This is a genomic window from Tsukamurella sp. 1534, from assembly GCF_000312385.1.
Lineage (GTDB): Bacteria > Actinomycetota > Actinomycetes > Mycobacteriales > Mycobacteriaceae > Tsukamurella.
In genome coordinates this window covers 214,355-237,109 of the sequence record NZ_HE997627.1, presented here as the reverse complement: position 1 = coordinate 237,109, position 22,755 = coordinate 214,355, and the positions used below count along the sequence as shown (strand labels likewise).

The 22,755-nt window shown below is 70.5% G+C and carries 20 protein-coding genes; 16 read left to right on the top strand and 4 right to left on the bottom strand.

Annotated features, from left to right (window positions below; all coding sequences use genetic code 11):
• Window positions 1–53: 53 nt before the first annotated feature.
• Together metH and BN39_RS13485 are read left to right on the top strand one after the other, a co-directional pair.
• On the top strand, window positions 54–3,662 hold the full coding sequence (metH, locus tag BN39_RS13490) for a methionine synthase (RefSeq protein ID WP_019202945.1): 3,609 nt from the start codon (window positions 54–56) through the stop codon (window positions 3,660–3,662).
• Window positions 3,663–3,857, top strand: coding sequence for a hypothetical protein (locus BN39_RS13485; protein ID WP_019202944.1), 195 nt, complete (start codon window positions 3,663–3,665; stop codon window positions 3,855–3,857).
• A gap of 1 nt (window position 3,858) precedes the next feature.
• On the opposite strand, the gene BN39_RS13480 is transcribed toward BN39_RS13485, so the two are convergent.
• On the bottom strand, window positions 3,859–5,571 hold the full coding sequence (locus BN39_RS13480) for a bifunctional UDP-sugar hydrolase/5'-nucleotidase (protein ID WP_019202943.1): 1,713 nt from the start codon (window positions 5,569–5,571) through the stop codon (window positions 3,859–3,861).
• Between the two features lie 83 nt (window positions 5,572–5,654).
• On the opposite strand from BN39_RS13480, the gene BN39_RS13475 reads away from it, so the two are divergent.
• Entirely contained in the window at window positions 5,655–6,311 is a 657-nt protein-coding gene (locus BN39_RS13475) for an HAD family phosphatase (RefSeq protein ID WP_040767974.1), read from the top strand.
• On the opposite strand, the gene BN39_RS13470 is transcribed toward BN39_RS13475, so the two are convergent.
• Complete coding sequence (locus BN39_RS13470; RefSeq protein WP_019202941.1) at window positions 6,298–6,678, bottom strand: hypothetical protein; 381 nt, start codon at window positions 6,676–6,678, stop codon at window positions 6,298–6,300. The two genes, BN39_RS13475 and BN39_RS13470, sit on opposite strands and share 14 nt — an antisense overlap.
• An 85-nt stretch (window positions 6,679–6,763) precedes the next feature.
• Entirely contained in the window at window positions 6,764–8,653 is a 1,890-nt protein-coding gene (locus BN39_RS13465) for an alpha/beta-hydrolase family protein (protein WP_019202940.1), read from the bottom strand.
• A gap of 81 nt (window positions 8,654–8,734) precedes the next feature.
• On the opposite strand from BN39_RS13465, the gene BN39_RS13460 reads away from it, so the two are divergent.
• Window positions 8,735–8,998 carry a phosphoribosyl-ATP diphosphatase gene (locus BN39_RS13460; protein WP_192814869.1) on the top strand — a complete coding sequence of 88 codons (264 nt, stop codon included), beginning with the start codon at window positions 8,735–8,737 and terminating at the stop codon, window positions 8,996–8,998.
• Window positions 8,999–9,026: 28 nt separating this feature from the next.
• Complete coding sequence (gene hisG / locus BN39_RS13455) at window positions 9,027–9,872, top strand: ATP phosphoribosyltransferase (RefSeq protein WP_019202938.1); 846 nt, start codon at window positions 9,027–9,029, stop codon at window positions 9,870–9,872.
• A gap of 7 nt (window positions 9,873–9,879) precedes the next feature.
• Here the strand turns inward: hisG and BN39_RS13450 are convergent, their stop codons facing one another.
• Window positions 9,880–10,710, bottom strand: a complete 831-nt coding sequence (locus tag BN39_RS13450) for a thioesterase family protein (RefSeq protein WP_019202937.1) — start codon at window positions 10,708–10,710, stop codon at window positions 9,880–9,882.
• 64 nt (window positions 10,711–10,774) lie between these two features.
• Here BN39_RS13450 and BN39_RS13445 point away from each other — a divergent pair, with 64 nt between their 5' ends.
• The 11 genes from BN39_RS13445 to BN39_RS22790 all read left to right on the top strand — a co-directional run bounded on the left by BN39_RS13445 (window position 10,775) and on the right by BN39_RS22790 (window position 22,755).
• Entirely contained in the window at window positions 10,775–11,602 is an 828-nt protein-coding gene (locus tag BN39_RS13445; protein ID WP_019202936.1) for a tRNA (adenine-N1)-methyltransferase, read from the top strand.
• A 91-nt stretch (window positions 11,603–11,693) separates the two neighbouring features.
• Window positions 11,694–13,343 carry a proteasome ATPase gene (arc, locus tag BN39_RS13440; protein WP_371190636.1) on the top strand — a complete coding sequence of 550 codons (1,650 nt, stop codon included), beginning with the start codon at window positions 11,694–11,696 and terminating at the stop codon, window positions 13,341–13,343.
• A 70-nt stretch (window positions 13,344–13,413) separates the two neighbouring features.
• Window positions 13,414–15,945 (top strand): ATP-binding cassette domain-containing protein, encoded by a 2,532-nt coding sequence (locus BN39_RS13435; RefSeq protein ID WP_019202934.1) that lies wholly within the window; start codon window positions 13,414–13,416, stop codon window positions 15,943–15,945.
• A gap of 59 nt (window positions 15,946–16,004) precedes the next feature.
• Window positions 16,005–17,495: a depupylase/deamidase Dop gene (gene dop, locus BN39_RS13430; protein WP_019202933.1), complete on the top strand. Its 1,491-nt coding sequence runs from the start codon at window positions 16,005–16,007 to the stop codon at window positions 17,493–17,495.
• Between the two features lie 3 nt (window positions 17,496–17,498).
• Window positions 17,499–17,960, top strand: a complete 462-nt coding sequence (locus tag BN39_RS13425; RefSeq protein WP_019202932.1) for a nitroreductase family deazaflavin-dependent oxidoreductase — start codon at window positions 17,499–17,501, stop codon at window positions 17,958–17,960.
• Between the two features lie 463 nt (window positions 17,961–18,423).
• Window positions 18,424–18,618, top strand: coding sequence for a ubiquitin-like protein Pup (locus BN39_RS13420; protein WP_019202930.1), 195 nt, complete (start codon window positions 18,424–18,426; stop codon window positions 18,616–18,618).
• Window positions 18,615–19,403, top strand: a complete 789-nt coding sequence (gene prcB / locus BN39_RS13415; RefSeq protein ID WP_019202929.1) for a proteasome subunit beta — start codon at window positions 18,615–18,617, stop codon at window positions 19,401–19,403. The genes BN39_RS13420 and prcB overlap by 4 nt, the downstream gene beginning before the upstream one ends.
• A complete protein-coding gene (gene prcA / locus BN39_RS13410) occupies window positions 19,400–20,110 on the top strand; it encodes a proteasome subunit alpha (RefSeq protein ID WP_019202928.1) in 711 nt (236 codons plus the stop codon). Before prcB ends, prcA begins: the two co-directional genes overlap by 4 nt.
• Before the next feature lie 84 nt (window positions 20,111–20,194).
• Entirely contained in the window at window positions 20,195–21,085 is an 891-nt protein-coding gene (locus BN39_RS13405) for a CPBP family intramembrane glutamic endopeptidase (RefSeq protein ID WP_019202927.1), read from the top strand.
• A 15-nt stretch (window positions 21,086–21,100) separates the two neighbouring features.
• Window positions 21,101–22,645, top strand: coding sequence for a sodium-dependent transporter (locus BN39_RS13400; RefSeq protein WP_019202926.1), 1,545 nt, complete (start codon window positions 21,101–21,103; stop codon window positions 22,643–22,645).
• Complete coding sequence (locus BN39_RS22790; protein ID WP_019202925.1) at window positions 22,642–22,755, top strand: methionine/alanine import family NSS transporter small subunit; 114 nt, start codon at window positions 22,642–22,644, stop codon at window positions 22,753–22,755. Before BN39_RS13400 ends, BN39_RS22790 begins: the two co-directional genes overlap by 4 nt.

The window sequence follows — 22,755 nt, the reverse complement described above, 5'->3', positions numbered from 1 at the left end:
CCTACGCGCCGGGCGCGACGAGCACGTTTGCTCGTACCCACTACCCTTGGAGCATGACCCATTCGCATCAGCAGCCGCTGCAGTCGACGTTCCTGGAGGCGGCGAAACGCCGCGTGCTCATAGGAGACGGTGCGATGGGCACGATGCTGCAGGCCGCAGACCTCACCCTGGACGATTTCCTCGGGCTCGAGGGCTGCAACGAGATCCTCAACGACACCCGCCCCGACGTGTTGGAGGAGATCCACCGCGCGTACTTCGCGGCGGGCGCCGACGTGGTGGAGACCAACACCTTCGGCTGCAACCTGTCCAACCTCGGGGATTACGACATCGCTGATCGGATCCGCGAGCTGTCGGACAAGGGCGTGGCGATCGCGCGCCGGGTGGCCGACGAGTTCACCGCCGCCGACGGCGGGGAGCGGTTCGTGCTGGGGTCGATCGGCCCCGGCACCAAACTGCCCACACTGGGGCACACCTCGTTCGCGGTGATCCGGGACGCGTACGTGGAGGCCGCGCTCGGCATGCTCGACGGCGGCGCCGACGGCTTCCTCATCGAGACGAGCCAGGACATCCTGCAGACCAAGGCCGCGGTGCGGGGCTGCCAGCTCGCGATGGAGCGCTCCGGCCGCCGCATCCCGATCATCACGCACGTCACGGTGGAGACCACCGGCACCATGCTGTTGGGGTCGGAGATCGGCGCTGCGCTCACCGCCCTGGAGCCGCTCGGCATCGACATGATCGGCCTGAACTGCGCCACCGGCCCCGCCGAGATGAGCGAGCACCTGCGGCACCTGTCGCGGCACGCCACGGTCCCGGTGTCGGTGATGCCCAACGCCGGCCTGCCCGTGCTGGGCAAGAACGGCGCCGAGTATCCGCTGACGCCGGAGGAACTCGCCGAGGCGCTGTCCGGGTTCGTCTCCGAGTTCGGCCTGAGCTTCGTGGGCGGGTGCTGCGGTACCACGCCCGAGCACATCCGGCAGGTGGCCGAGGCGGTGCGGAACGTGGAGTGGGCGCGCCGCGAGCCGGAGCACGAGAGCTCCATCAGCTCGCTGTACACGTCGGTTCCGTTCGCGCAGGACGCGTCGATCCTGATGATCGCCGAGCGCACGAACTCCAACGGGTCCAAGGCCTTCCGCGAGGCGATGCTCGCCGGCGATCACGACAAGTGCGTGGACATCGCCAAGGACCAGATCCGCGACGGCGCCCACATGCTGGACCTCAACGTGGACTACGTGGGCCGCGACGGGGCGCAGGACATGGCGGCCCTGGCAGCGCGCCTGGCCACGGCGTCGACGCTGCCGATCATGATCGACTCCACCGAGCCCGCGGTCATCCAGGCGGGCCTCGAGCACCTGGGCGGACGGTGCGCGGTCAACTCCGTCAACTACGAGGACGGTGACGGGCCGGAGTCCCGTTTCACCAGGATCATGGAGCAGGTGGTGGCGCACGGGGCCGCCGTCGTGGCCCTGACCATCGACGAGGAGGGGCAGGCCCGCACCGCCGAGTGGAAGGTGCGGATCGCCGAGCGGCTCATCGCCGACCTCACCGGGAATTGGGGCCTGGGGCTCGAGGACGTCATCATCGACCCGCTCGTGTTCCCCATCTCCACCGGCCAGGAGGAGGTCCGACGGGACGCCCTGGAGACCATCGAGGCCGTGCGGATCCTGCACGCGAAGTACCCGGCGCTGCACTTCACCGTCGGGCTGTCGAACGTGAGCTTCGGCCTGAACCCGGCCGCCCGGCAGGTGCTGAACTCGGTGTTCCTGCACGAACTGACCGAGGCCGGGCTGGATTCGGCGATCCTGCACGCGTCGAAGATCCTCCCGATGAGCAAGATCGAGGACGCGCAGCGGGAGACGGCCCTGGACCTGGTGTACGACCGCCGCGGCCTGGACGGGCTGCAGTCGCAGGGCGACCCCGACTACAACCCGCTGTCGAAACTGATGGAACTGTTCGAGGGCGTCTCCGCCGCGGGGGCACGGGAGTCCCGCGCGCAGGAGCTGGCCCGGCTCCCGCTGTTCGAGCGGCTGGAGCGGCGCATCGTCGACGGTGAGCGCGAGGGCCTCGACGCCGACCTCGACGCGGCGCTCGAGGAGAAGCCCGCCCTGTCGATCATCAACGACACCCTGCTGTCCGGCATGAAGACCGTGGGCGAGCTGTTCGGCTCCGGCCAGATGCAGCTGCCGTTCGTGCTGCAGTCCGCCGAGGTGATGAAGGCCGCCGTCGCGTATCTCGAGCCGCACATGGAGAAGGCGGAGGACGACGCGGGGAAGGGCCGCATCGTGCTCGCCACCGTCAAGGGCGACGTGCACGACATCGGGAAGAACCTCGTCGACATCATCCTCTCCAACAACGGCTACGAGGTGGTCAACATCGGCATCAAGCAGCCGATCGCCGCCATCGTGGAGGCCGCGGAGGACAAGCACGCCGACGTGATCGGCATGTCCGGCCTGCTGGTGAAGTCCACCGTGGTGATGAAGGAGAACCTGGAGGAGCTCAACACCCGCGGGCTGGGGGAGAAGTACCCGGTGCTGCTCGGCGGCGCCGCGCTCACCCGCGCCTACGTCGAGGACGATCTGGCCGAGGTGTACTCCGGCGAGGTGAACTACGCCCGCGACGCCTTCGAGGGCCTGCGCCTGATGGACGACATCATGGCGCTCAAGCGCGGCGAGGGCCCCGATCCGGACAGTCCCGAGGCCATCGCGGCCGCGGAGAAGGCCCGCGAGCGCAAGGAGCGGCACGCCCGCAGTAAGCGGATCGCGGAGAAGCGGCGCGCCGAGGCCGCGCCGGTCGTGGTCCCCGACCGCTCGGACGTGGCGGCCGATTTCGAGGTGGCGACCCCGCCGTTCTGGGGCACCCGGGTGGTCAAGGGCATCGCGATCGGCGAGTACGCCTCGCTACTCGACGAGCGCGCCCTGTTCTTCGGCCAGTGGGGCCTGCGCGGCTCCAAGAAGGGCGAGGGCCCCACGTACGAGGAGCTGGTGGAGACCGAGGGCCGGCCGCGGCTGCGCGGCTGGCTGGACGAGCTCAAGGCCGAGCGGATCCTCGACCACGCCGCGGTGGTGTACGGGTACTTCCCGGCGGTCAGCGACGGCACCCGGATCGACGTGCTGGACTCCCCGGATCCCGATGCGCCGGTCCGGTATTCGTTCGAATTCCCGCGGCAGCAGCGCGGGCGGTTCCTGTGCATCGCCGACTTCATCCGGGATCGGGAGACGGCCCGCGCCCGCGGCCAGGTGGACGTACTGCCGTTCCAGTTGGTCACCATGGGCCAGCCCATCGCCGACGCGGCCAACGAGCTGTTCGCGAAGAACAGCTACCGTGAGTACCTGGAGCTGCACGGCATCGGTGTGCAGCTGACCGAGGCGCTCGCGGAGCGGTGGCACCAGCGGGTTCGCGAGGAGCTGATCCTGCCCGGCGGGCGCAAGGTCGCCGACACCGATCCGGCGGCGGTCACCGACTTCTTCGACCTGAAGTACCTCGGCGCGCGCTACAGCTTCGGCTACGGCGCCTGCCCGGACCTCGAGGACCGCGCGAAGATGGTCGACCTGCTGCAACCGGAGCGGATCGGCGTGGAGCTGTCGGAGGAGCTGCAGCTGCATCCCGAGCAGTCCACCGACGCCTTCGTCCTCACCCACCCCGAGGCGAAGTACTTCAACACGTAGATGGACGACTACCGGCTCCACCTGCAGGCGGGCGAGGGGGACGAGCCGGCCTGGTTCTGGCGCCTCGACGACGCCGCCGGCCTGCAGATCGCTGCGGCGGGCGCGGATTCGCTGGACACCGCGCTCGCCGAGGTCCGCCGGGTGGCGGCGGACCTCGGACTGGACACCGGCCCCGACAGCCCGGACGCCCGCTGAGCTACTTCTTCGTGATCCGGGAGACCGGGTCGGCGAGGTCCGGGGTGGCCTGCAGGTACTTCTCCAGGGCGTCCAGGTCGATGCCGCCCACGGTGAGGTCGGTGGACTGGGTGAACACGCTGAAGCCGTCGCCGCCGGCGGCGAGGAAGTTGTTGGTGGTCACCCGGTACTTCGCCACGGGGTTCAGCGGCTGGTCGCCGACCTTGACACTGTCGCGCGCCACCTTCCGGTTCGGGGCGCCGTTCGGGTCGTAGGCGTAGGTGAGCCCCGACGGGGCGAGGACCGTGGTCTTCTCGGGGTTCTTCCACTGCTGTTCGAGCAGGTCGATGATCTGCTGGCCGCTGAGCGACACCGTGACCACCTGGTTGCCGAACGGCTGCACGGTGTACGCCTCGCCGTAGGTCACGTCGCCGGCGTCGAGATCGGAGCGCACGCCGCCGGGGTTCATGAGCGCGAGCTGCCCGCCCGCCTCGTTCGGGGCCCGGGTCGTGAACAGCATGGCATCGGCGATGACGTCGCCGAGCGGGGAGTCGCCGCCGGGGAACGGTGCCCGCGGGAGCGCGTCCGGGACCTTCCCGATCACCCGGTCCGCGCGGGGCTTCGCCTCCTGCGCGTAGAAGTCGACGAGCTTCTGCGTCGCGGGGTCGGCGGGGAGGTCCCGGCGCACGACGCGGTTGACCGCGGTGGACTTCGGCGCGGGTCCGCTGAAGTCCAGGGTGATATCGGTGATCAGCCGGCCGTAGGACGCCGCCTGCGTGACGGTGCGGCCGTCGACGGTGCAGTTGTAGGCCTGGTGGGAATGCGCCGTGACGATGGAGGTGACCGCCGGGTCGATCCGCTTCGTGAGGTCGGGGACGGGCGCCGAAACGTGCTGGCACGAGTTCGGGTCGGCCTCGCCGGAGCCCTTCTGGGCGCCGCCGTCGTGCATCGTCGCCACGATGGCCTGGGCGCCCGCGGCCTTGATCTCGGGGACGTACTTGTTGATCGCCTCGGCCTCGTCGCCGAAGGTGTAGCCGCGCACGCCCTCCGGAGCGACGATGGTCGCCGTTTCCGGGGTGACGGTGCCGACCACGGCGATCTTCCGGCCGCCGGCCTCGAACATCTTCCACGGCACGGTGCCGGGCGGCAGCTGCCCCTGCTCGTTGGTCACGTTCGCCGCCAGATACTGGTACGCGGCACCGGTGAACGGTTCTCCGGGCTCGCAGCCCTGGGGCGCGCACCCGCCCTTCTGCAGCCGCTCCAGTTCGATGGTTCCGTGGTCGAACTCGTGGTTGCCGACCGAGGAGGCCTGCAGCCCGACGGAGTTGAGGAACTCGACCGTGGGCTCGTCGCGGAAGAGGGCAGAGACGAGCGGGCTCGCGCTCACCAGGTCGCCCGCGGCCACGGTGAGGTTGTTCGGGTACTGCTTCTTGAGCCGCTGCAGCGCGGTGGCGAAATACGCCGCGCCGCCCGCGTCCTTCCCGGCGATCCTCCCCGTCGATCCGGTGGGCGGCTGCAGGTTGCCGTGGAAGTCGTTGAACGCCAGCAGGTGCACCTGGTCCGGGTTCGAGGGCGGAAGGTCGTCGACGCCGGGCACGGTGAACGACGGGGCGGCCGACGGCGACCCGCCCGCGGACGACGAGGGGGCCGCCTCGTCGGAGCTCGTGCCGCAGCTCGCGAGGAGCGCGGCGGTCGTGGTCAGGGCCAGGGCGGTGCGCAGCGGGCGGGTTCGCATGTCCGCAGCCAAGCACAGCGAGGGGTCTTTCGGGTGACGTATGAATTAACAGGTTGGACGGCGCGCCGCATAGGGTGTGCGGCATGAGCCAGCCGTCTGCGGTGCTGTTCGACATGGACGGAACCCTCCTCGATTCCGAGAAGCTCTGGGACGTCGCCGTCGCCGAGTTCACACGTTCGCTGGGGATGGAGATCACCCCGGAGCAGCGCGCGACGACCCTCGGGAACGCGACCGCGCACGCGCTGCGGAAGTTGTTCGACTTCGCGGGTGTGCCCGAGGCCGACCGCGACTACGCCGGTGCGGAGGCGTGGGTCTCGAACCGCGTGATCGAGCTGTTCGACGGGGGCATCCCGTGGCAGCCCGGGGCCCGGGAGACGCTGGACCTGCTGGGCTCAGCCGGCGTGCCGCTGGTCCTGGTGACCAACACGGTCCGCGGGGTCACCGAGCACGCGCTGGGAACGCTCGGGCGGGACCGGTTCGTGGCCACGGTGTGCGGCGACGAGGTGGCGCACCCGAAGCCGGCGCCCGACCCCTACCTTCGCGGCGCCGAGCTCGCCGGCGTTCCGGCCTCCGCGTGCGTCGCCGTCGAGGACTCGCCCACCGGCGCGCGTTCGGCTCTGGCGGCCGGGTGCACCGTACTCACCGTCGGACCGGATCCGGTCGCGGACGGCGCGATCCACCGCGGCACCCTCGTGGGCGCGACGCTCGCCGACTTCTCCGGGGACCTCAGCCGACGCTGAACGCGTTCTCGCCCTGCCGGCACGAACCCTCCGGTTCGGTGCCCCGGTCCGTGCAGTGCCAACCGCCGGTCTCGACGCTCACTCCCCGGCCCTCCGCGTTCGCCGCCGCGGCGGCGTAGACCCGTCCCGCCCGCAGGGCATCCGCGCAGTTCACCCGGCCCGCCCGGACCACCACGTCCGCCTTGCCCTTGGGCACCGGGACGCTCCCGCACACCGTCCCGCCGCCCGCCGCCGGAACCGGCGTCGAAGCGTCGTTCGCGATCGGCGCGAAGCTCAGCGGGCTGGCCGTGGGTTCCTTCTCGGCGGGCGAGCAGCCCGTGAGTGCCAGCAGGAGCAGGACGCCGAGCGCCGGTGGACGCAGGTTCATGTGAGCGACGCTAACGGCCTGGCCGCGCGGGCGCTCGCCCACGGCCCCCGATCGTGGCGGGAATCACGGGACCACCCGTGCGCTCCTACTTCTCGGCCCCGTCGACGGGGGCGCTGGCCATGGTGGCCATCCGCACCCGTTCGGTGTCGGCGGGCGTCCAGCCCTCGGGCGGCAGCACCGCGGCGAACGCGTCCACGGCCGCGGTGCCGTAGTTGTGGCCGTGGCCGTCGGGGACGCCCGCGGCGTTCGCAAGGTCGGCGGCCACCTGCCAGAAGGTGACGAACGGGTACCAGGCCATGGCGGAGCTACGATCGCGCCCGGCCGGCTCTCGAAGCCAATCGGGTTGTCGCAGCATGAGTTCCGGTGACCACCAGACGACGGGATCCGACGGGTGCTGCACGTACACGATGTGCGGCGGCAGCCATTCGGGGCCGCCGCTGTCCGCGAGCGGCCGGCGCCCGTCGGTGAACCGGACGATGAGCCCGTCCGAATAGGTGGGCAGCACCTCGGGAGTGCCCAGGTCGCGCCGCTGCGAGACCGCCGAGTGGATGGGGTTGGCCGCCGGCGGCCCCAGCCAGACGACACCGTCGACCTTCTCCCGGATGTCGGGCAGCCCCGCGAACGCGCCCTCGCCGGCGCGGGTGCCGAGGCTCTCGCCCATGACCAGGACCTTCGGCCGGCGCTCGGGCGGACGGGTGTCGACGTCGGTGAGCACGGCGTCGATCAGCCGCTTCCCGGACTCGAGGGACGCCTCCCCATCGGTGACGAAGGAGATCCAGCTGGGCAGGTACGAGTACTGGGTGGCGACGATCGCGACGTCCCCGTCGTACATGAGCTCCAGGGCGCGGGCCGCCGTCGGGTTCACCCAGCCCGAGCCGGTGGTCGGCACGACCACCACGTACTTGCGGTCCAGGGCGCCGGTCCGGGCGAGCTCCCGGTGCAGCAGCTCGATCCGCTTCTCCGGGGTCGGCGCGTTCTCCAGGCCCACGTACACCCGGACCGGCTCGGTGACGGGCCGGGTGGTGAACCGCGCGAGGTCCTTCGCGCGGAGGCCGCCGGCGGCGAACTTGCGGCCCTCGTTCCCGAGCCCGGACCATTCGGCGGCGGAGCCGGGGGAGCCGGAACGCTCGGCGAGGACGGGCTGCGGGAACCCCGGCGACTGCTCGTCGTTCGTGGTGGACGCCAGGCTGTTCGCGCCGGCCGTGAACGCGCGGAAGCCGACGTCGTTGACGGCGATCACCACGAGGATCACCACCACTGCGAAGCCCAGCACCTTCGCCGCGGGCTGCGGGATCCTCAGATAGGTGTTGGCGCGGCGCGCCAGGTACAGCGCCAGGTCGCGCAGCACCCGGAACAGCGAGATCAGCAGGGCGGCCACGACGAACGCGGCGATCGGGGTCAGCGGGTACCAGAGGTTGGTGCCCGGCGGCAGCGACATCAGGGCGCGCACGTCGTCCTGCCAGCGCTTGGCGGACACCATCATCCACATCCCACCCACCAGGACGCCCACCACGATGAGGCCGCGCCACAGTGGGACGAACCGGGCCCGCCGCGGATCGTCGCGGATCGGGTGCGAACGCACCAGCAGGTCCACGATCACCCACTTGAGGAACACGCCGATGCCGTACCCGATGACGGCGTTGATGCCCGCCACGATGCCCTGGAAGAACCAGGACCGCGGCACCAGCGACACGGTGAAACTGCTCATCAGGAACAGGCCGCCCACGAACAGCCCGGCGAAGTCGAGGTGCAGCAGGCCCCACGCCCACGCGAGCAGCGGGTGCCGGTCGGCGAACTCGTCGAAGTTCTCCCGCAGCCTGCGGTCGGAGTCCTTGGCGGCCCGCACGAACCGGAGGCGGGCGCGGATCAGGGCGCGGGTGTACTGGTACTGCGCGGCGCCCTTGGCCGGGGGACCGGAGTCGGTTTCGGCGGGCGGGGTCGACGGTGCCGCCTCGTCCGTGATCCCGCGCTCCACACCCTCCACTCTAAGTCCAGGCGGGTACCGGGGAGGTCCCGGCCATCCACGGCCCGGGGCCGCGTGGGAGACTGGGACACCGTGAAGACCATGGAGACGCTGTTCGCGGAGTTGGCCGAGAAGGCCCAGACGCGGCCCGCCGGGAGCGGGACCGTCGAAGCGCTGGACCGCGGCATCCATTTCCTGGGGAAGAAGGTGCTCGAGGAGGCCGGCGAGGTGTGGATCGCCGCCGAGCATCAGAGCGACGAGGACCTCGCCGAAGAGGCCTCGCAGCTCCTGTACTGGCTGCAGGTGTTGCTGATCAAGCGCGGTCTGACGCTCGATGACGTCTACTCCTACCTGTAACCCGATCTACCTCGAAGGGACCTCTCGCATGCTGCGGGTCGCCGTACCGAACAAGGGCGCGCTGTCGGAGGCCGCCGCCGCCATCCTGAGCGAGGCCGGCTACCGCCGCCGCTCGGACTCCAAGGACCTCACGGTCCTCGACAACGCCAACGAGGTCGAGTTCTTCTTCCTCCGTCCCAAGGACATCGCGCTGTACGTCGGCTCCGGCGAGCTCGACATGGGCATCACCGGCCGCGACCTCGCGCTCGATTCGGGCGCCGAGTTCACCGAGCGCCTCGCCCTGGGCTTCGGCCGCTCCACCTTCCGCTACGCGGGCCCCGCGGGCACGGAGTGGTCGGTGGACGACCTGAGCGGCAAGCGGGTCGCCACGTCGTACCCGAACCTGGTGCGCCGGGATCTGTTCGAGCGCGGCATCGAGGCCGAGGTCATCCGCCTCGACGGCGCCGTCGAGATCTCGATCCAGCTGGGCGTGGCCGACCTCATCGCCGACGTGGTGGAGTCGGGCCGGTCGCTGCGGCAGAACAACCTGGTGCCGTTCGGCGACCCGGTGTGCGCGTCCGAGGGCGTGCTCATCGAGCGTTCCGGCGGTGCACCGGACCGCGCCAAGGACCAGCTCACCGCCCGGCTCAAGGGCGTCGTGTTCGGCCGGCAGTACGTGATGCTCGACTACGACTGCCCGCGCAGCCTGCTGGACGGGGCCATCGCCGTGACCCCGGGCCTGGAATCGCCCACCGTCGCTCCGATGGCCGACGAGAACTGGGTCGCGGTCCGCGCCATGGTGCTCCGCAAGGAGGCGAACGGTGTCATGGACGACCTGGCCGAGCTCGGCGCCAAGGCGATCCTCATGACCGACATCCGCAGCTGCCGGTTCTGAGCCGACCTCAGCGCTCGGCGACGAGCAGCGTCTGCGCGCCCACCGCGAACGCGCCGTCGCCGTCGTAGATGCGGGACTCGGTGGTGCCGATGCCCTCGCCGCCCACCAGCTGATCGCCGATCAGGCCGATCCACCCGCCCGTGGGCCGCGGCGCGCGGTGGAAATGCACCGTCATGTCCATGTTCATCCAGGTCACGGCGGTGGGATCGAGGTAGGCCGAGATCCCGTTCGCCGCGTCGATCACCGAGAACACCTGCACCAGCGGCGACGGCTCCTCGCCCGCCACCAGCGGCATCCTCGCCCGGATCCAGCACTGCCGCGGCCCGTCGCCGCCCTCGGGCCGGTCCACGAAGCGCCAATCGCACGCCGCCAGGAAGCCCTGGTCCTTGAGGTGGCTGAAGAAGCCCGGCATCGCACCCTGTTCCTCGCCGGCGGGCGGCAGGACGGGGGAGAGGTCGCGGGCGATCGCGGATGTGTCCGACGACGCCAGCACCCAGGCCTGCGCCCGCGCGACGACGCGGTACTCGCCCGGGGCGGTCTCGCAGGCCATCTCCGCGGACACCTGCGAGATGGTGCGGCCGGGCCGCGACACCCACGCCCGGACACGGCTGCGGGTGATCGGCACGACGCCGAGCAGGTCGACGGTCACGCGCGAGACGCGGGCACCGCCGGGAACGTGGGCCTCGATGGCGCGCACCATGATCGCGGCCGGCGGGGCGCCGTGCTGCATGGTGTCCGCCCACACGCTCGCGGTCGACGGGGTGGGGTCGAACACCTCGTAGTGGTGCCCGCCCGCCTCGACGGTCCCGGCGGGATGGAAGAACGCCTCATCTGCCATGTATCAGTCCTACCGACCGCCCGGATTCCCCGGATCGCCGGGGTGCCTGGAAACATGTACGGACATGGCGAACAGTGGGCCCTTCGTGGTGGGCGACCGAGTGCAGCTGACGGACGCGAAGGGCCGGAAGTTCACCGTCCACCTGGAGGCGGGGAAGGAGTTCCACACCCACAAGGGCGGCATCCGGCACGACGACCTCATCGGCGCGCCCGAGGGCAGCGTGGTGAAGGCCGTCAACGGCACCCCCTACCTGGCCCTGCGGCCGCTGCTCACCGACTACGTGCTGTCCATGCCGCGCGGCGCCCAGGTGATCTATCCGAAGGACGCCGCGCAGATCGTGGCCGAGGGCGACATCTTCCCGGGCTCGCGCGTGCTGGAGGCGGGCGCCGGCTCCGGCGCGCTGACCTGCTCGCTGCTCCGGGCGACGGGCCCCGGTGGCAGCGTCACGTCGTGGGAGGTCCGCGAGGACCACGCCGAGTACGCGGCGAAGAACGTCGAGGAGTTCTTCGGCGGCCGCCCCGACAACTGGGACCTGCGGATCGGCGACCTCAAGGACTACGACGGGGAGCCCGTCGACAGGGTGGTCCTCGACATGCTCGCGCCGTGGGAGGTGCTCGACGCGGTGGGCAGGGCGATCGTCCCGGGCGGCGTGCTCACGGTGTACGTGGCCACCGTCACACAGCTGTCCCGTGTGGTGGAGGCGATACGCGAGCAGGCCCTGTGGACCGAGCCCCGCTCGTGGGAGGCGCTGGTCCGCGGCTGGCACGTCGTCGGCCTCGCCGTGCGCCCCGAGCACCGCATGCAGGGACACACCGCGTTCCTGGTGTCCTGCCGCAGGCTGGCCGACGGCACGGTCGCGCCGCGCCCGCAGAGGCGGCCCAGCAAGGGGTAGCGTTGAAAGAAGCCGCTCGAAGGGAGCACTCGTGACCGAACCGGATTCGAACCGTACGGAATCCACGCCGCCGTCGGCCTCCGCGGCCGCGATGCGCGAGCGCATCGACGCGCTCACCACCCGCAACGCGAAGCTGCTCGAGACCCTGCGCGACGCCCGCAACCAGCTGCTCACCCTCCGCGAGGAGGTGGACCGCCTGGGACAGCCCCCGTCGGGCTACGGCGTGCTCCTGGCCACGTACGAGGACGACACCGTGGACGTCTTCACCTCCGGCCGGAAGATGCGGCTCACCTGCTCCCCGAACCTGGACGTCGCGGCGTTCGAAACCGGGCAGACGCTGCGGCTGAACGAGGCGCTCACCGTTGTGGAGGCGGGCGAGTACGAGACCGTCGGCGAGATCTGCTCGCTGCGAGAGATCCTCGACGACGGTGCGCGCGCCCTGGTCGTGGGCCACGCCGACGAGGAGCGGGTGGTGCGCCTGGCCGCCCCGCTCGCCGAACAGGCCAAGGACCAGGTCGGCGAGGACGAGTTCGGCGTCCCCAAGCGCAAGCTGCGCGTGGGTGACTCGCTGCTCGTGGACACCAAGGCCGGCTACGCCTACGAGCGCATCCCCAAGGCCGAGGTCGAGGACCTGGTGCTGGAGGAGGTGCCGGACGTCGACTACTCCGACATCGGCGGCCTGGGCCGGCAGATCGAGCTCATCCGCGACGCGGTGGAACTGCCGTTCCTGCACAAGGACCTGTTCAAGGACTACTCGCTGCGGCCGCCGAAGGGCGTGCTGCTGTACGGCCCTCCCGGTAACGGCAAGACGCTCATCGCGAAGGCGGTCGCGAACTCGCTGGCCAAGAAGATCGCCGAGGTCCGCGGCGACGACTCGCGGGAGGCGAAGTCGTACTTCCTCAACATCAAGGGCCCGGAGCTGCTCAACAAGTTCGTCGGTGAGACGGAGCGGCACATCCGGCTGATCTTCCAGCGGGCGCGCGAGAAGGCCTCCGAGGGCACCCCCGTGATCGTGTTCTTCGACGAGATGGACTCGATCTTCCGCACCCGCGGCTCGGGCGTCAGCTCGGACGTGGAGACCACCGTGGTGCCGCAGCTGCTGTCCGAGATCGACGGTGTCGAGGGCCTCGAGAACGTCATCGTGATCGGCGCCTCCAACCGCGAGGACATGATCGACCCGGCCATCCTCCGGCCCGGCCGCCTGGACGTGAAGATCAAGATCGAGCGTCCCGATGCCGAGGGTGCGATCGACATCTTCTCCAAGTACCTCACGTCCGAGCTGCCGCTCAACGCCGAGGACCTGGCCGAGTTCGGCGACGACCGTGAGGCCTGCGTCAAGGCGATGATCGAGCGCGTCGTCGAGCGCATGTACGCCGAGACCGACGACAACCGGTTCCTGGAGGTGACCTACGCCAACGGCGACAAGGAGGTCATGTACTTCAAGGACTTCAACTCGGGCGCGATGATCCAGAACGTCGTGGACCGGTCCAAGAAGCACGCCATCAAGGCGTTCCTCGAGACCGGGCAGCCGGGCCTGCGGATCTCGCACCTGCTGGAGTCGATCGTCGAGGAGTTCGCCGAGAACGAGGACCTCCCGAACACCACCAACCCGGACGACTGGGCGCGGATCTCGGGCAAGAAGGGCGAGCGGATCGTGTACATCCGCACCCTCGTGACCGGCAAGAACTCCAGCGCATCGCGGGCGATCGACACGGAGAACAACACCGGACAGTACTTGTAGCGCGCCGCGAACGGCGTTACAAGCACCGCATAAGCCCTGGGCAAGGGGTGTCTCCTTATAGTTGTGCGTGATGAACACGCAAACCGGGACCCTCACCGTGACGGTGGACGGGCAGACGCTGACGTTCGCGCCGGGTAAGACGGTCACGTTCGGCCGCACGCTCGAGTCGGACGTCACCATCAACCACCCGCTCGTGTCGCGGACCCACGCGGTCGCGTCCGCGGGGCCGACGGGCTGGATCCTCACGGACCGCAGCACGAACGGCGTGTTCGCCGGCGGGGTCCGGCGCCCGACGGTGGCGGTCGCCGGCACGCAGGCGCTGATGTTCGGCGACCCGCGGACCGGGGCCCCGGTGTCCCTGGCGTCGAGCGGGCCGACGCGGTTCCCGCAGCCGCCCGCTTCCCGCCCCGCGCCGCCGGCCGCCGCGCCGACCCGGCCGCAGCCGAATCCTCCTGCGCCGCAGCCCTCGGCCGGGCGCGCACCGTCGAACCCCGGCGCGCCGCGGCCCCTACCACCCCGGCAGCAGGCCCCGTCGGCGCCGATCCCGGCGCAGCCGCCCCGCCCGGTGCCCGGTCCGACCGGCGACGTCGCCCCGCACCTGCGGGCCATGGCCGGCAACACCGGCCTGTACCAGGTGCAGAAGATGCCGTCGCCGGCCTCGACGGGCGGGCAGGTCACCATCGGCCGCACCCCGGACAACGACCTCGCGATCGGCGACATGCTGGTGTCTCGGCGGCACGCCCGCCTGCTGACCGGGCCGCAGGGCCTCGTCATCGAGGACCTGCATTCCGCCAACGGCACCCAGGTCAACGGCCGCCGCATCGGCGGCCCCACGGCCCTGCGCGACGGCGACGTCGTGACCGTCGGCAACTCCGACCTCGTGGTCGAGAACGGGCGCCTGGAGCGCCCCAAGGTGCAGCAGTTCGCCGGCGCGGGCCTCGCGGTGCAGGGCATCACGCTCACCGTGGACGGCAACAAGACGCTCCTCAACGGCGTCGACTTCCGCGCCGCCCCGGGCACTCTCACGGCCGTCATCGGCCCCTCGGGCGCCGGCAAGTCGACGGTGTCCCGGGTCGTCTCCGGCGCCGTGACCCCGACCGCGGGACGCGTGGAGTTCGAGGGCCGCGACGTGCACCGCGACTTCGACGCGCTCCGCTCCCGCATCGGCATGGTCCCGCAGGACGACGTGCTGCACCGGCAGCTCACGCTGGAGCAGGCACTCGGTTTCGCCGCCGAGCTCCGGTTACCGCCGGACATGTCGAAGGCCGACCGGGACCAGGTGATCGACGGGGTGCTGGCCGAGCTGCAGCTCACCGAGCACAAGAAGACCCGCGTCGACAGGCTCTCGGGCGGTCAGCGCAAGCGGGCGTCGGTGGCGATGGAGCTGCTCACGGGCCCGTCGCTGCTGATCCTCGACGAGCCCACGTCGGGCCTGGATCCCGCGCTCGACCGGCAGGTGATGCAGACGCTGCGGCGCCTGGCCGACGCGGGCCGCGTCGTGATCGTGGTGACGCACTCGCTGACCCACATCGACATGTGCGATCAGGTGCTGTTGCTGGCGCCCGGTGGGAAGACCGCGTACTGCGGCGCCCCGAAGGGGGTCAAGGCGGCCATGGGTACGAGCGACTGGGCCGAGATCTTCGATTTCGCCGCCAAGCAGCCCGACGTGGCGTGGCAGCGGTACCGCTCGGCGCATCCGGCGGCGCCGCCGCCGGCACCGTCGGGCCCGCCGCCCGCGCCGACCAAGTCGCCGAAGACCTCCACCCGCAAGCAGCTGTCCGTGGTGGCGCGGCGGCAGCTGCGACTGATCCTGGCGGACCGCGGGTACCTGATCTTCCTGCTGCTCATGCCGATCGCGCTCGGCGCGATCACCCTGCTGGTGCCGGCGGAGCGCGGCCTCGCGGGCCTGGCGCCGGGTGAGTCCAGCGGCGGCCCGGCGATGATCCTGGTGCTGCTGGTGGTGGGCGCGTGCTTCATGGGTGCCGCCCTCACCTCGCGTGATCTGGTCGGGGAGCGGGCGATCTACCACCGGGAGCGGGCCGTGGGGCTGCGCCCCGCGGCGTACCTGTCGGCGAAGACGCTGGTGTACTTCGTGGCCGCGACGATCCAGTCGGCGATCATGATGGCGATCGTGCTGGTGGGCGTGACGCGCCCGGAGACGCAGGGCGCGGTGCTGAAGAACGCGTCGCTGGAGCTGGTGGTCGACGTGGCGTTCCTGGCGTGCGTGTCGACGCTGGTGGGGCTCATGATCTCGGCGATCGCGCGGTCCAGCGAGCAGGTGATGCCGATGCTCGTCGTGGTGATCATGGTGCAGCTCGTGATGAGCGGCGGGCTGTTCGACCTGCACGGCCGCGCCGGCCTGGAGCAGGTGTCGTGGCTGTTCCCGTCGCGGTGGGGCTTCGCCGCGAGCGCGTCGACGATCGACCTGCAGAAGATCACGTCGTTCACCGATCCCGCGACGGGGAAGCTGGTGCCGGCCTCGGCGGACCCGTTGTGGGACGCGACGCCGGCGCAGTGGGCCGTGTCGATCGGCGTTCTGGCGTTGTTGGGCCTGCTGCTCTGGGGCGGCACGCTGCTGCGCATCTCCCGGAAATCGGGCTGATCACGGGCGGTGCCGGGAGCGGCGCGAGAGGGCCGGATCTGCACGGTTAGGCTGGCCGCATGGAGCGCATCATCGGTACCGAGGTGGAATACGGGATCTCCGCGCCGAAGGACCCCGGAGCCAATCCGATTCTCACCTCGACGCAGGCGGTGCTCGCGTACGCTGCGGCCGCGGCGGTGCCGCGCGCCAAGCGCACCCGCTGGGACTACGACCTGGAGTCGCCCCTGCGCGACGCCCGCGGTTTCGACTTGGGCCGCGGCGGCCCGGCGCCGATCATCGACGCCGATGAGATCGGCGCCGCGAACATGATCCTCACCAACGGCGCGCGGCTGTACGTCGACCACGCGCATCCGGAGTACTCGGCGCCCGAGGTGACCGACCCCCTCGACGCGGTGATCTGGGACAAGGCGGGGGAGCGGGTCATGGACGCCGCGGCCCGCTACGCCTCGACGGTGCCGGGTGCGGCGGCGCTGCAGTTGTACAAGAACAACATCGACGGCAAGGGCGCCTCGTACGGCACGCACGAGAACTACCTGATGCGCCGCGACACCCCGTTCGCGTCGATCGTCTCCGGGCTGACCCCATTCTTCGCGACCCGGCAGGTGTACACCGGTAGCGGCCGCGTCGGCCTCGGTGCGCTGGGTGACGAGCCGGGCTTCCAGCTGTCCCAGCGGGCCGATTACATCGAGGTCGAGGTGGGCCTGGAGACCACGCTCAAGCGCGGGATCATCAACACCCGGGACGAGCCGCACGCCGACCCGGACAAGTACCGCCGGCTGCACGTGATCATCGGCGACGCGAACCTCGCCGAGACCTCCACCTACCTCAAGGTGGGGGCGTCGTCACTGGTCCTGGACCTGATCGAGGCGGGCGTGGACCTCTCCGACCTGCAGCTGTCCGCGCCCGTGACGGCGGTGCACCAGGTGTCGCGCGACCTGTCCCTGACGGGGCTGCTCGAGTTGGCGGACGGCAGGAGGATGACGGCGCTCGACATCCAGCGGGCGTACGCGGACCGGGTGGGCGCGTACCTGGAGGGCTCCGACGACGCGCGCGCCCACGACGTGCACGCCACCTGGGTGCGGGTGCTGGATGTGCTCGCCGACGATCCCATGCGGTTGGCGGACACTCTGGACTGGCCGGCCAAACTGCGCCTGTTGGAGGGCATCCGCCAGCGCGAGGGCCTCGGTTGGGGCGCGTCGAAGCTGGCCCTGGTCGACCTCCAGTATTCGGACGTCCGCCTCGACAAGGGGCTGTACAACCGGCTCGTGGCGCGCGGCTCGATGAAGCGGCTGGTGACCGAGCAGCAGGTGATGGACGCGGTGAGCACGCCGCCGGAGTCCACGCGCGCCTACTTCCGCGGCGAGTGCATGCGCCGGTTCGGCACCGAGATCGCCGCCGCCAGTTGGGACTCCGTGATCTTCGACGTGGGCGCGGATTCGCTGGTGCGGATCCCCACCCTGGAGCCACTGCGCGGCACGAAGGAGCACGTCGGGGCCCTGCTGGACAGCGCCGCCGACGCGCGGGAGCTCGTCGATTCGCTGAAGGGCTGAAACATGGACATCGCAGGAGAGCTGAACAAGCTGTACGCCAAGGCGTTCCCCGAGGTGCTCAAGGCGCACGGGGAACTGTACGTGCGGTCGGGCGGGCGCATCGGGCACAAGCTGCTGTTCGGCGTCCCGAGCCTCATCGTGCGCACCGTGGGCGCGAAGAGCGGCGAACCGCGGACGACGGTGCTCACGTACGCCCGGGACGGCGAGGACTACCTCGTGGTGGCGTCCAAGGGCGGCGCTCCCCGCAACCCGGCGTGGTTCCACAACATGGTCAAGGCTGGCACGGTCGACCTGCAGGTGGGCACGCAGAGGTTTCCCGCCACCGTCGAGGCGCTCCGGCCCGGTGACGCGGACTACGCCCGGCTGTGGGCGCTGGCGGACCGCAACAACGGCGGCCGCTACGCCGCCTACCAGGCGAAGACGTCCCGCGCGATCCCCGTCGTGCGGCTCCGCCCCGTGCGGTGAACGCTAGGCGCCCATGCCGAGGTTGCGCGCGTAGTCGACCCGGCGGAACACGTCCTGCACCGCCGCATAGGAGTACGTCGGCACCGAGGGTGGTGTACGACCGCCCGTCGGGCCCGAGCACGGTGACCTGTGCGAATCCCTGCGTCTGATCCTCCTTCACGAGGAGCAGCAGGAGGCCGAGCAGGCACGTGAAGACCGCGATGACGACGGCCGTGATGATCGCCCACGTGGGCGTCGTCCTCGTCGTGACGCTGTGATCGGTCACCGTCCACCGGGTCCCCACGATCGGGAAGGTGCCCACCGGGGTGATCACCTCGGTCCGGGTGCAGTGGATGTCCCCGATGCTGACGAGCACGGGTTCGGGGAGTCCGGGCGGCGTGTAAGGATCCACAGCCGCAGTGTAGGCCGGTAGGGTGAAATCATCGGGCCGTGCAGCTCGAGTGGTCGCTAAGGAGGCAGCGAGATGGCGCAGGAACAGGTCAAACGTGGTGGCGGCGGAGACGAGGACGACGCTGCGGGTGCACCGTCGGGTGCCGGCCAGGAGCGCATCGAGAAGCTGACCGACGAGACGGACGATCTGCTCGACGAGATCGACGACGTGCTGGAGGAGAACGCCGAGGACTTCGTGCGCGCGTACGTGCAGAAGGGCGGCCAGTGACGCCGCTCGGAGGCGCGCGTTCGTCGTTCGTCGAGCACCTGGCCGCGGTGGCCCCGGAGGCGCTGCCGGGAGCTCTGACCGGGGGCGACGGTGCGCGTGACCTCCCGCACGGCACGACCATCGTCGCCGTCGCCTTCGAGGGCGGCGTCCTGCTCGCGGGCGACCGCCGGGCCACGATGGGCAACCTGATCGCGCAGCGCGACATCACCAAGACGTTCGTGACCGATGACCTGACGGCCGTCGGCATCGCCGGGACGGCGGGGATCGCGAAGCAGATCGTCAAGCTGTTCACGGTGGAGCTGGAGCACTACGAGAAGATCGAGAGCATGCCGCTCACGTTCGAGGGCAAGGCGAACCGGCTCGGCGGGATGGTGCGCAGCAACTTCGGGGCGGCCCTGCAGGGCCTCGCGGCGGTGCCGCTGCTCGTCGGATTCGACGAGATCGAGGCGCGCGGGCGCATCGTCTCGTACGACGTGACGGGCGATTGGCACGACGAGACCGGCTTCCACTCCATCGGTTCCGGCTCGGCGTGGGCCAAATCGTCCATCAAGAAGCGCTTCCGGCCGGATCTGGATGTCGACGGTGCGCTGGACGTGGCCGCCGAGGCCCTCTTCGACGCGGCGGACGACGACACCGCGACGGGCGGCCCCGACGTGCTGCGCAAGCTGTATCCCACGGCGATCGCCATCACGGCCGACGGTGCCGTGGAGATCGGCGAGGAGGACGTGGCGGCCGCCACGGACAGGGTCATCGCGCACCGCACCGCGGGGGAGGAGCTGCCGTGACGTTCCCGTACTACGCCTCCGCCGAGCAGATCATGCGCGATCGCTCGGAGCTGGCGCGCAAGGGCATCGCCCGGGGCCGCAGCGTCGTGGTGCTGAAGTTCGCCGACGGTGTGCTGTTCGTCGCCGATAATCCGAGCTCGCTCAACAAGATCAGCGAGATCTACGACCGTATCGGCTTCGCCGCGGTCGGCAAGTACAACGAGTTCGAGTCGCTGCGCCGCGCCGGGATCCAGTTCGCCGACACCCGCGGCTACCAGTACTCGCGGCGCGACGTCACGGCGTGGTCCCTCACCAACGCGTACGCGTCCACCTTGGGCACGGTGTTCACGGAGCAGGCCAAGCCGTACGAGGTGGAGTTGACGGTGGCCGAGGTCGGCGCGCCGGGCGGGTCCGAATCGCGGCTGTACCGCGTGGGTTACGACGGGTCCGTGGGCGACGAGAAGCAGTTCGTGGTGATGGGCGGCCAGACCGAGTCGATCACGCCGGTGCTCACCGAAGGCTACGAGGACGACCTGGACCTGGCCGCGGCGCTGAAGCTCGCGGTCACCGCGCTCGGGGCGCCCGCCCCGTCGAACGGGTCGTCCAGCTCCGGCGAGCAGAAGGACTTCACCGCACCGGAACTCGAGGTCGCCGTACTCGACCGCAATCGGCCGCGTCGCGCGTTCAAGCGGCTCACCGACGAGCGGGTCACCGAGCTCTTGGGGTAGGTGCTCGGCGGTAGCGCTGGCACCACCTCGGATCCGGGTTCCCGCGCCCGTGACCGCGGGCCGTTCAACCGGTGTGCTGGAGGCATGACCGACACCTCCGCGCACCGGCGCGGCATCCTCTGGTTCTTGGCACTCACGTTCCTGCCCACCTGGGGGCTGTGGCTCGGCGCGTACACGGTGGGACACCCGCTCGACGATCCGGTGATACAGCTGCTGACCGGGGCGTTCGCGCCCGCGGCCGCGGCCGTCGTGGTGCGGATGTGGGTCACCCGACATGGGTTCCGCGATGCGGGCCTGCGCCCGCGGGTGCGGCAGCGGTGGCGGTGGTACCTGGCGGCGCTCGCGATCCCTCCGCTCCTCCTGGCGATCGCATTGCCCCTGGGCATCGCGACGGGCGTCGCGGTGGTGCCGGACGACGGTGTCCTGCCGCACCTGCAGGCCATCGCCGTGGGCCCGCTGGTGATGCTCGTGCTCGCGCCGCTGTACTTCGGCGAGGAGTTCGGCTGGACCTCGTACTTGCGGGGCGCCTTGGCGGACCTGCCGCTCCTCCGCGGCCGCCCCACGGCGGCGTCCGCCGCGACGGGCGCGATCTGGGGCGTCTGGCACTGGCCGCTGGCCTCGGTGGGGTACTTCGGTTTCCAGCCGCCGCTGCACGATGTGCTGCTGCTCATCCCGCTGTGGGTGGTGATGTCGATGCTGCTCGAGATCGTGTGGAGCACACTGTGGTACGGATCGGGCAGCATCTGGCCCACCTCGGTGGCGCACGCGGGTTTCAACCTCGCGTTCTCCGCGACGCTGGGGGAGTTCCTCCCCGCGGAGGCGCTGCTCGCCGGCTTCGTCCTGCCGAGTGCGGCGCTCGTGCCGCTCGCGGCGATCGCGTACCTGGTCGACCACCGGCGGCGCACCGATTCGTCCGAATCCTCCGTTCCCGCGGCGATGTTCGATACCGTCGGGAAGGCACGTTCGGCGAGGTAGCAACGGAGGAGAACGGTGACGGCGGACGCGATCGATCGCCCGCGCGAGCAGTGGGGAACGCGAGCGGGGTTCCTGTTCGCCGCCATCGGCTCCGCGGTCGGCCTCGGCAACATCTGGCGGTTCCCCAAGGAGGCGTACGACAACGGCGGCGGGGCGTTCATGGTCCCGTATCTCATCGCGTTGCTGTCCGCGGGGATCCCGCTGCTGATCTTCGAATACGCAGTGGGGCACCGGCATCGGGCCTCGGCGCCGCGGTCCATGCGTCGACTGGGCAAGCCTGCCACGTTCGTGGGCTGGTGGCAGGTGGGCATCTGCTTCTTCATCGCCACGTACTACGCGGTGATCCTCGCCTGGTCGGTGCGATACATCGGCTTCTCCACGTCGAAGGCCTGGGGCTCGGACCCGGCGACGTTCTTCCAGAAGGACTTCCTGCACACGGCCGATGCGCCGTCGCTGCTCGGCGCGTTCGTGCCGGGCGTGCTGTGGCCGCTCGTCGCCGTGTGGGTCGTGACCCTCGCGGTGCTCGCGCTCGGGGTGAAGCGGGGCATCGAGAAGGCGAACAAGGTGTTCATTCCCCTTCTGGTGCTGCTGTTCTCGATCCTCGTCGTGCGCGCGCTGTTCCTGCCCGGCGCCGGCGACGGGCTGAACGCGCTGTTCTCGCCCGACTGGTCCGCGATCACCGACGGGAAGGTGTGGCAGGCCGCCTACGGCCAGATCTTCTTCTCGCTGTCGGTGGGTTTCGGCATCATGGTCACCTACTCGTCGTACCTCAAGCGCAAGGCCGACCTCACCGGTTCCGCACTGGTGGCGGGGTTCGCCAACAGCGCCTTCGAGATCCTTGCCGGGATCGGGGTGTTCGCCACGCTCGGCTTCATGGCGATGCAGGCGCACGTCCCGATCGGCGAGGTCGTGGAGGGCGGCACCGGCCTCGCGTTCATCGCCTTCCCGCAGGTGATCTCCGAGCTCAGCGGAGGATCGGCGTTGTTCGGCGTGCTGTTCTTCGGGTCCCTGCTCATCGCCGGCCTGACGTCGCTGATCAGCATCGTCGAGGTCATCGTGGCGGCGATCCAGGACCGCACCGGGCTCGGCCGGATCCCCTCGGTGTTCGCGGTGGGCGGCGCCACCGCTGCGGTGTCGATCGCGTTCTACCCCACCGAGAACGGGCTGTACATCCTGGACACCGTGGATCATTTCATCAACTCGTACGGCATCGTGTTGGCCGCGCTGGTCGCGATCCTCGTGGCGGCGGTGGTGCTGCGCCGCCTGCCCGTTCTGCAGCGGCACGTGGACGCGATCTCGAGTTTCCGAGTCGGGAAGGCCTGGCAGGTGCTGCTCGGCGTCGTCGCCCCGGTCATGCTGATCTGGATGAGCATCGACAGCCTCATCACCGAATTCTCCGAGAACTACAGCGGGTACAGCACGGACTTCCTTCTGGCCGCAGGCTGGGGGGTCGCCGGACTGGCGCTGTTGTTCGGCATCGGCATGTCGCTGCTGCCGGACCGCGCGGCCGACGATTTCACACCCGACGACATCGCTCCCGACAAGGAGGTGAGCGCATGAGCGGCGGAGCCATCGCGATGATGGCGGTCTCCATCGTCGTGGTCTGGGGCGGGCTGGTGGCGGCGGTCGTCAACTTCCGCCGGCACCCCGAACTGGACGGCGACGACTGA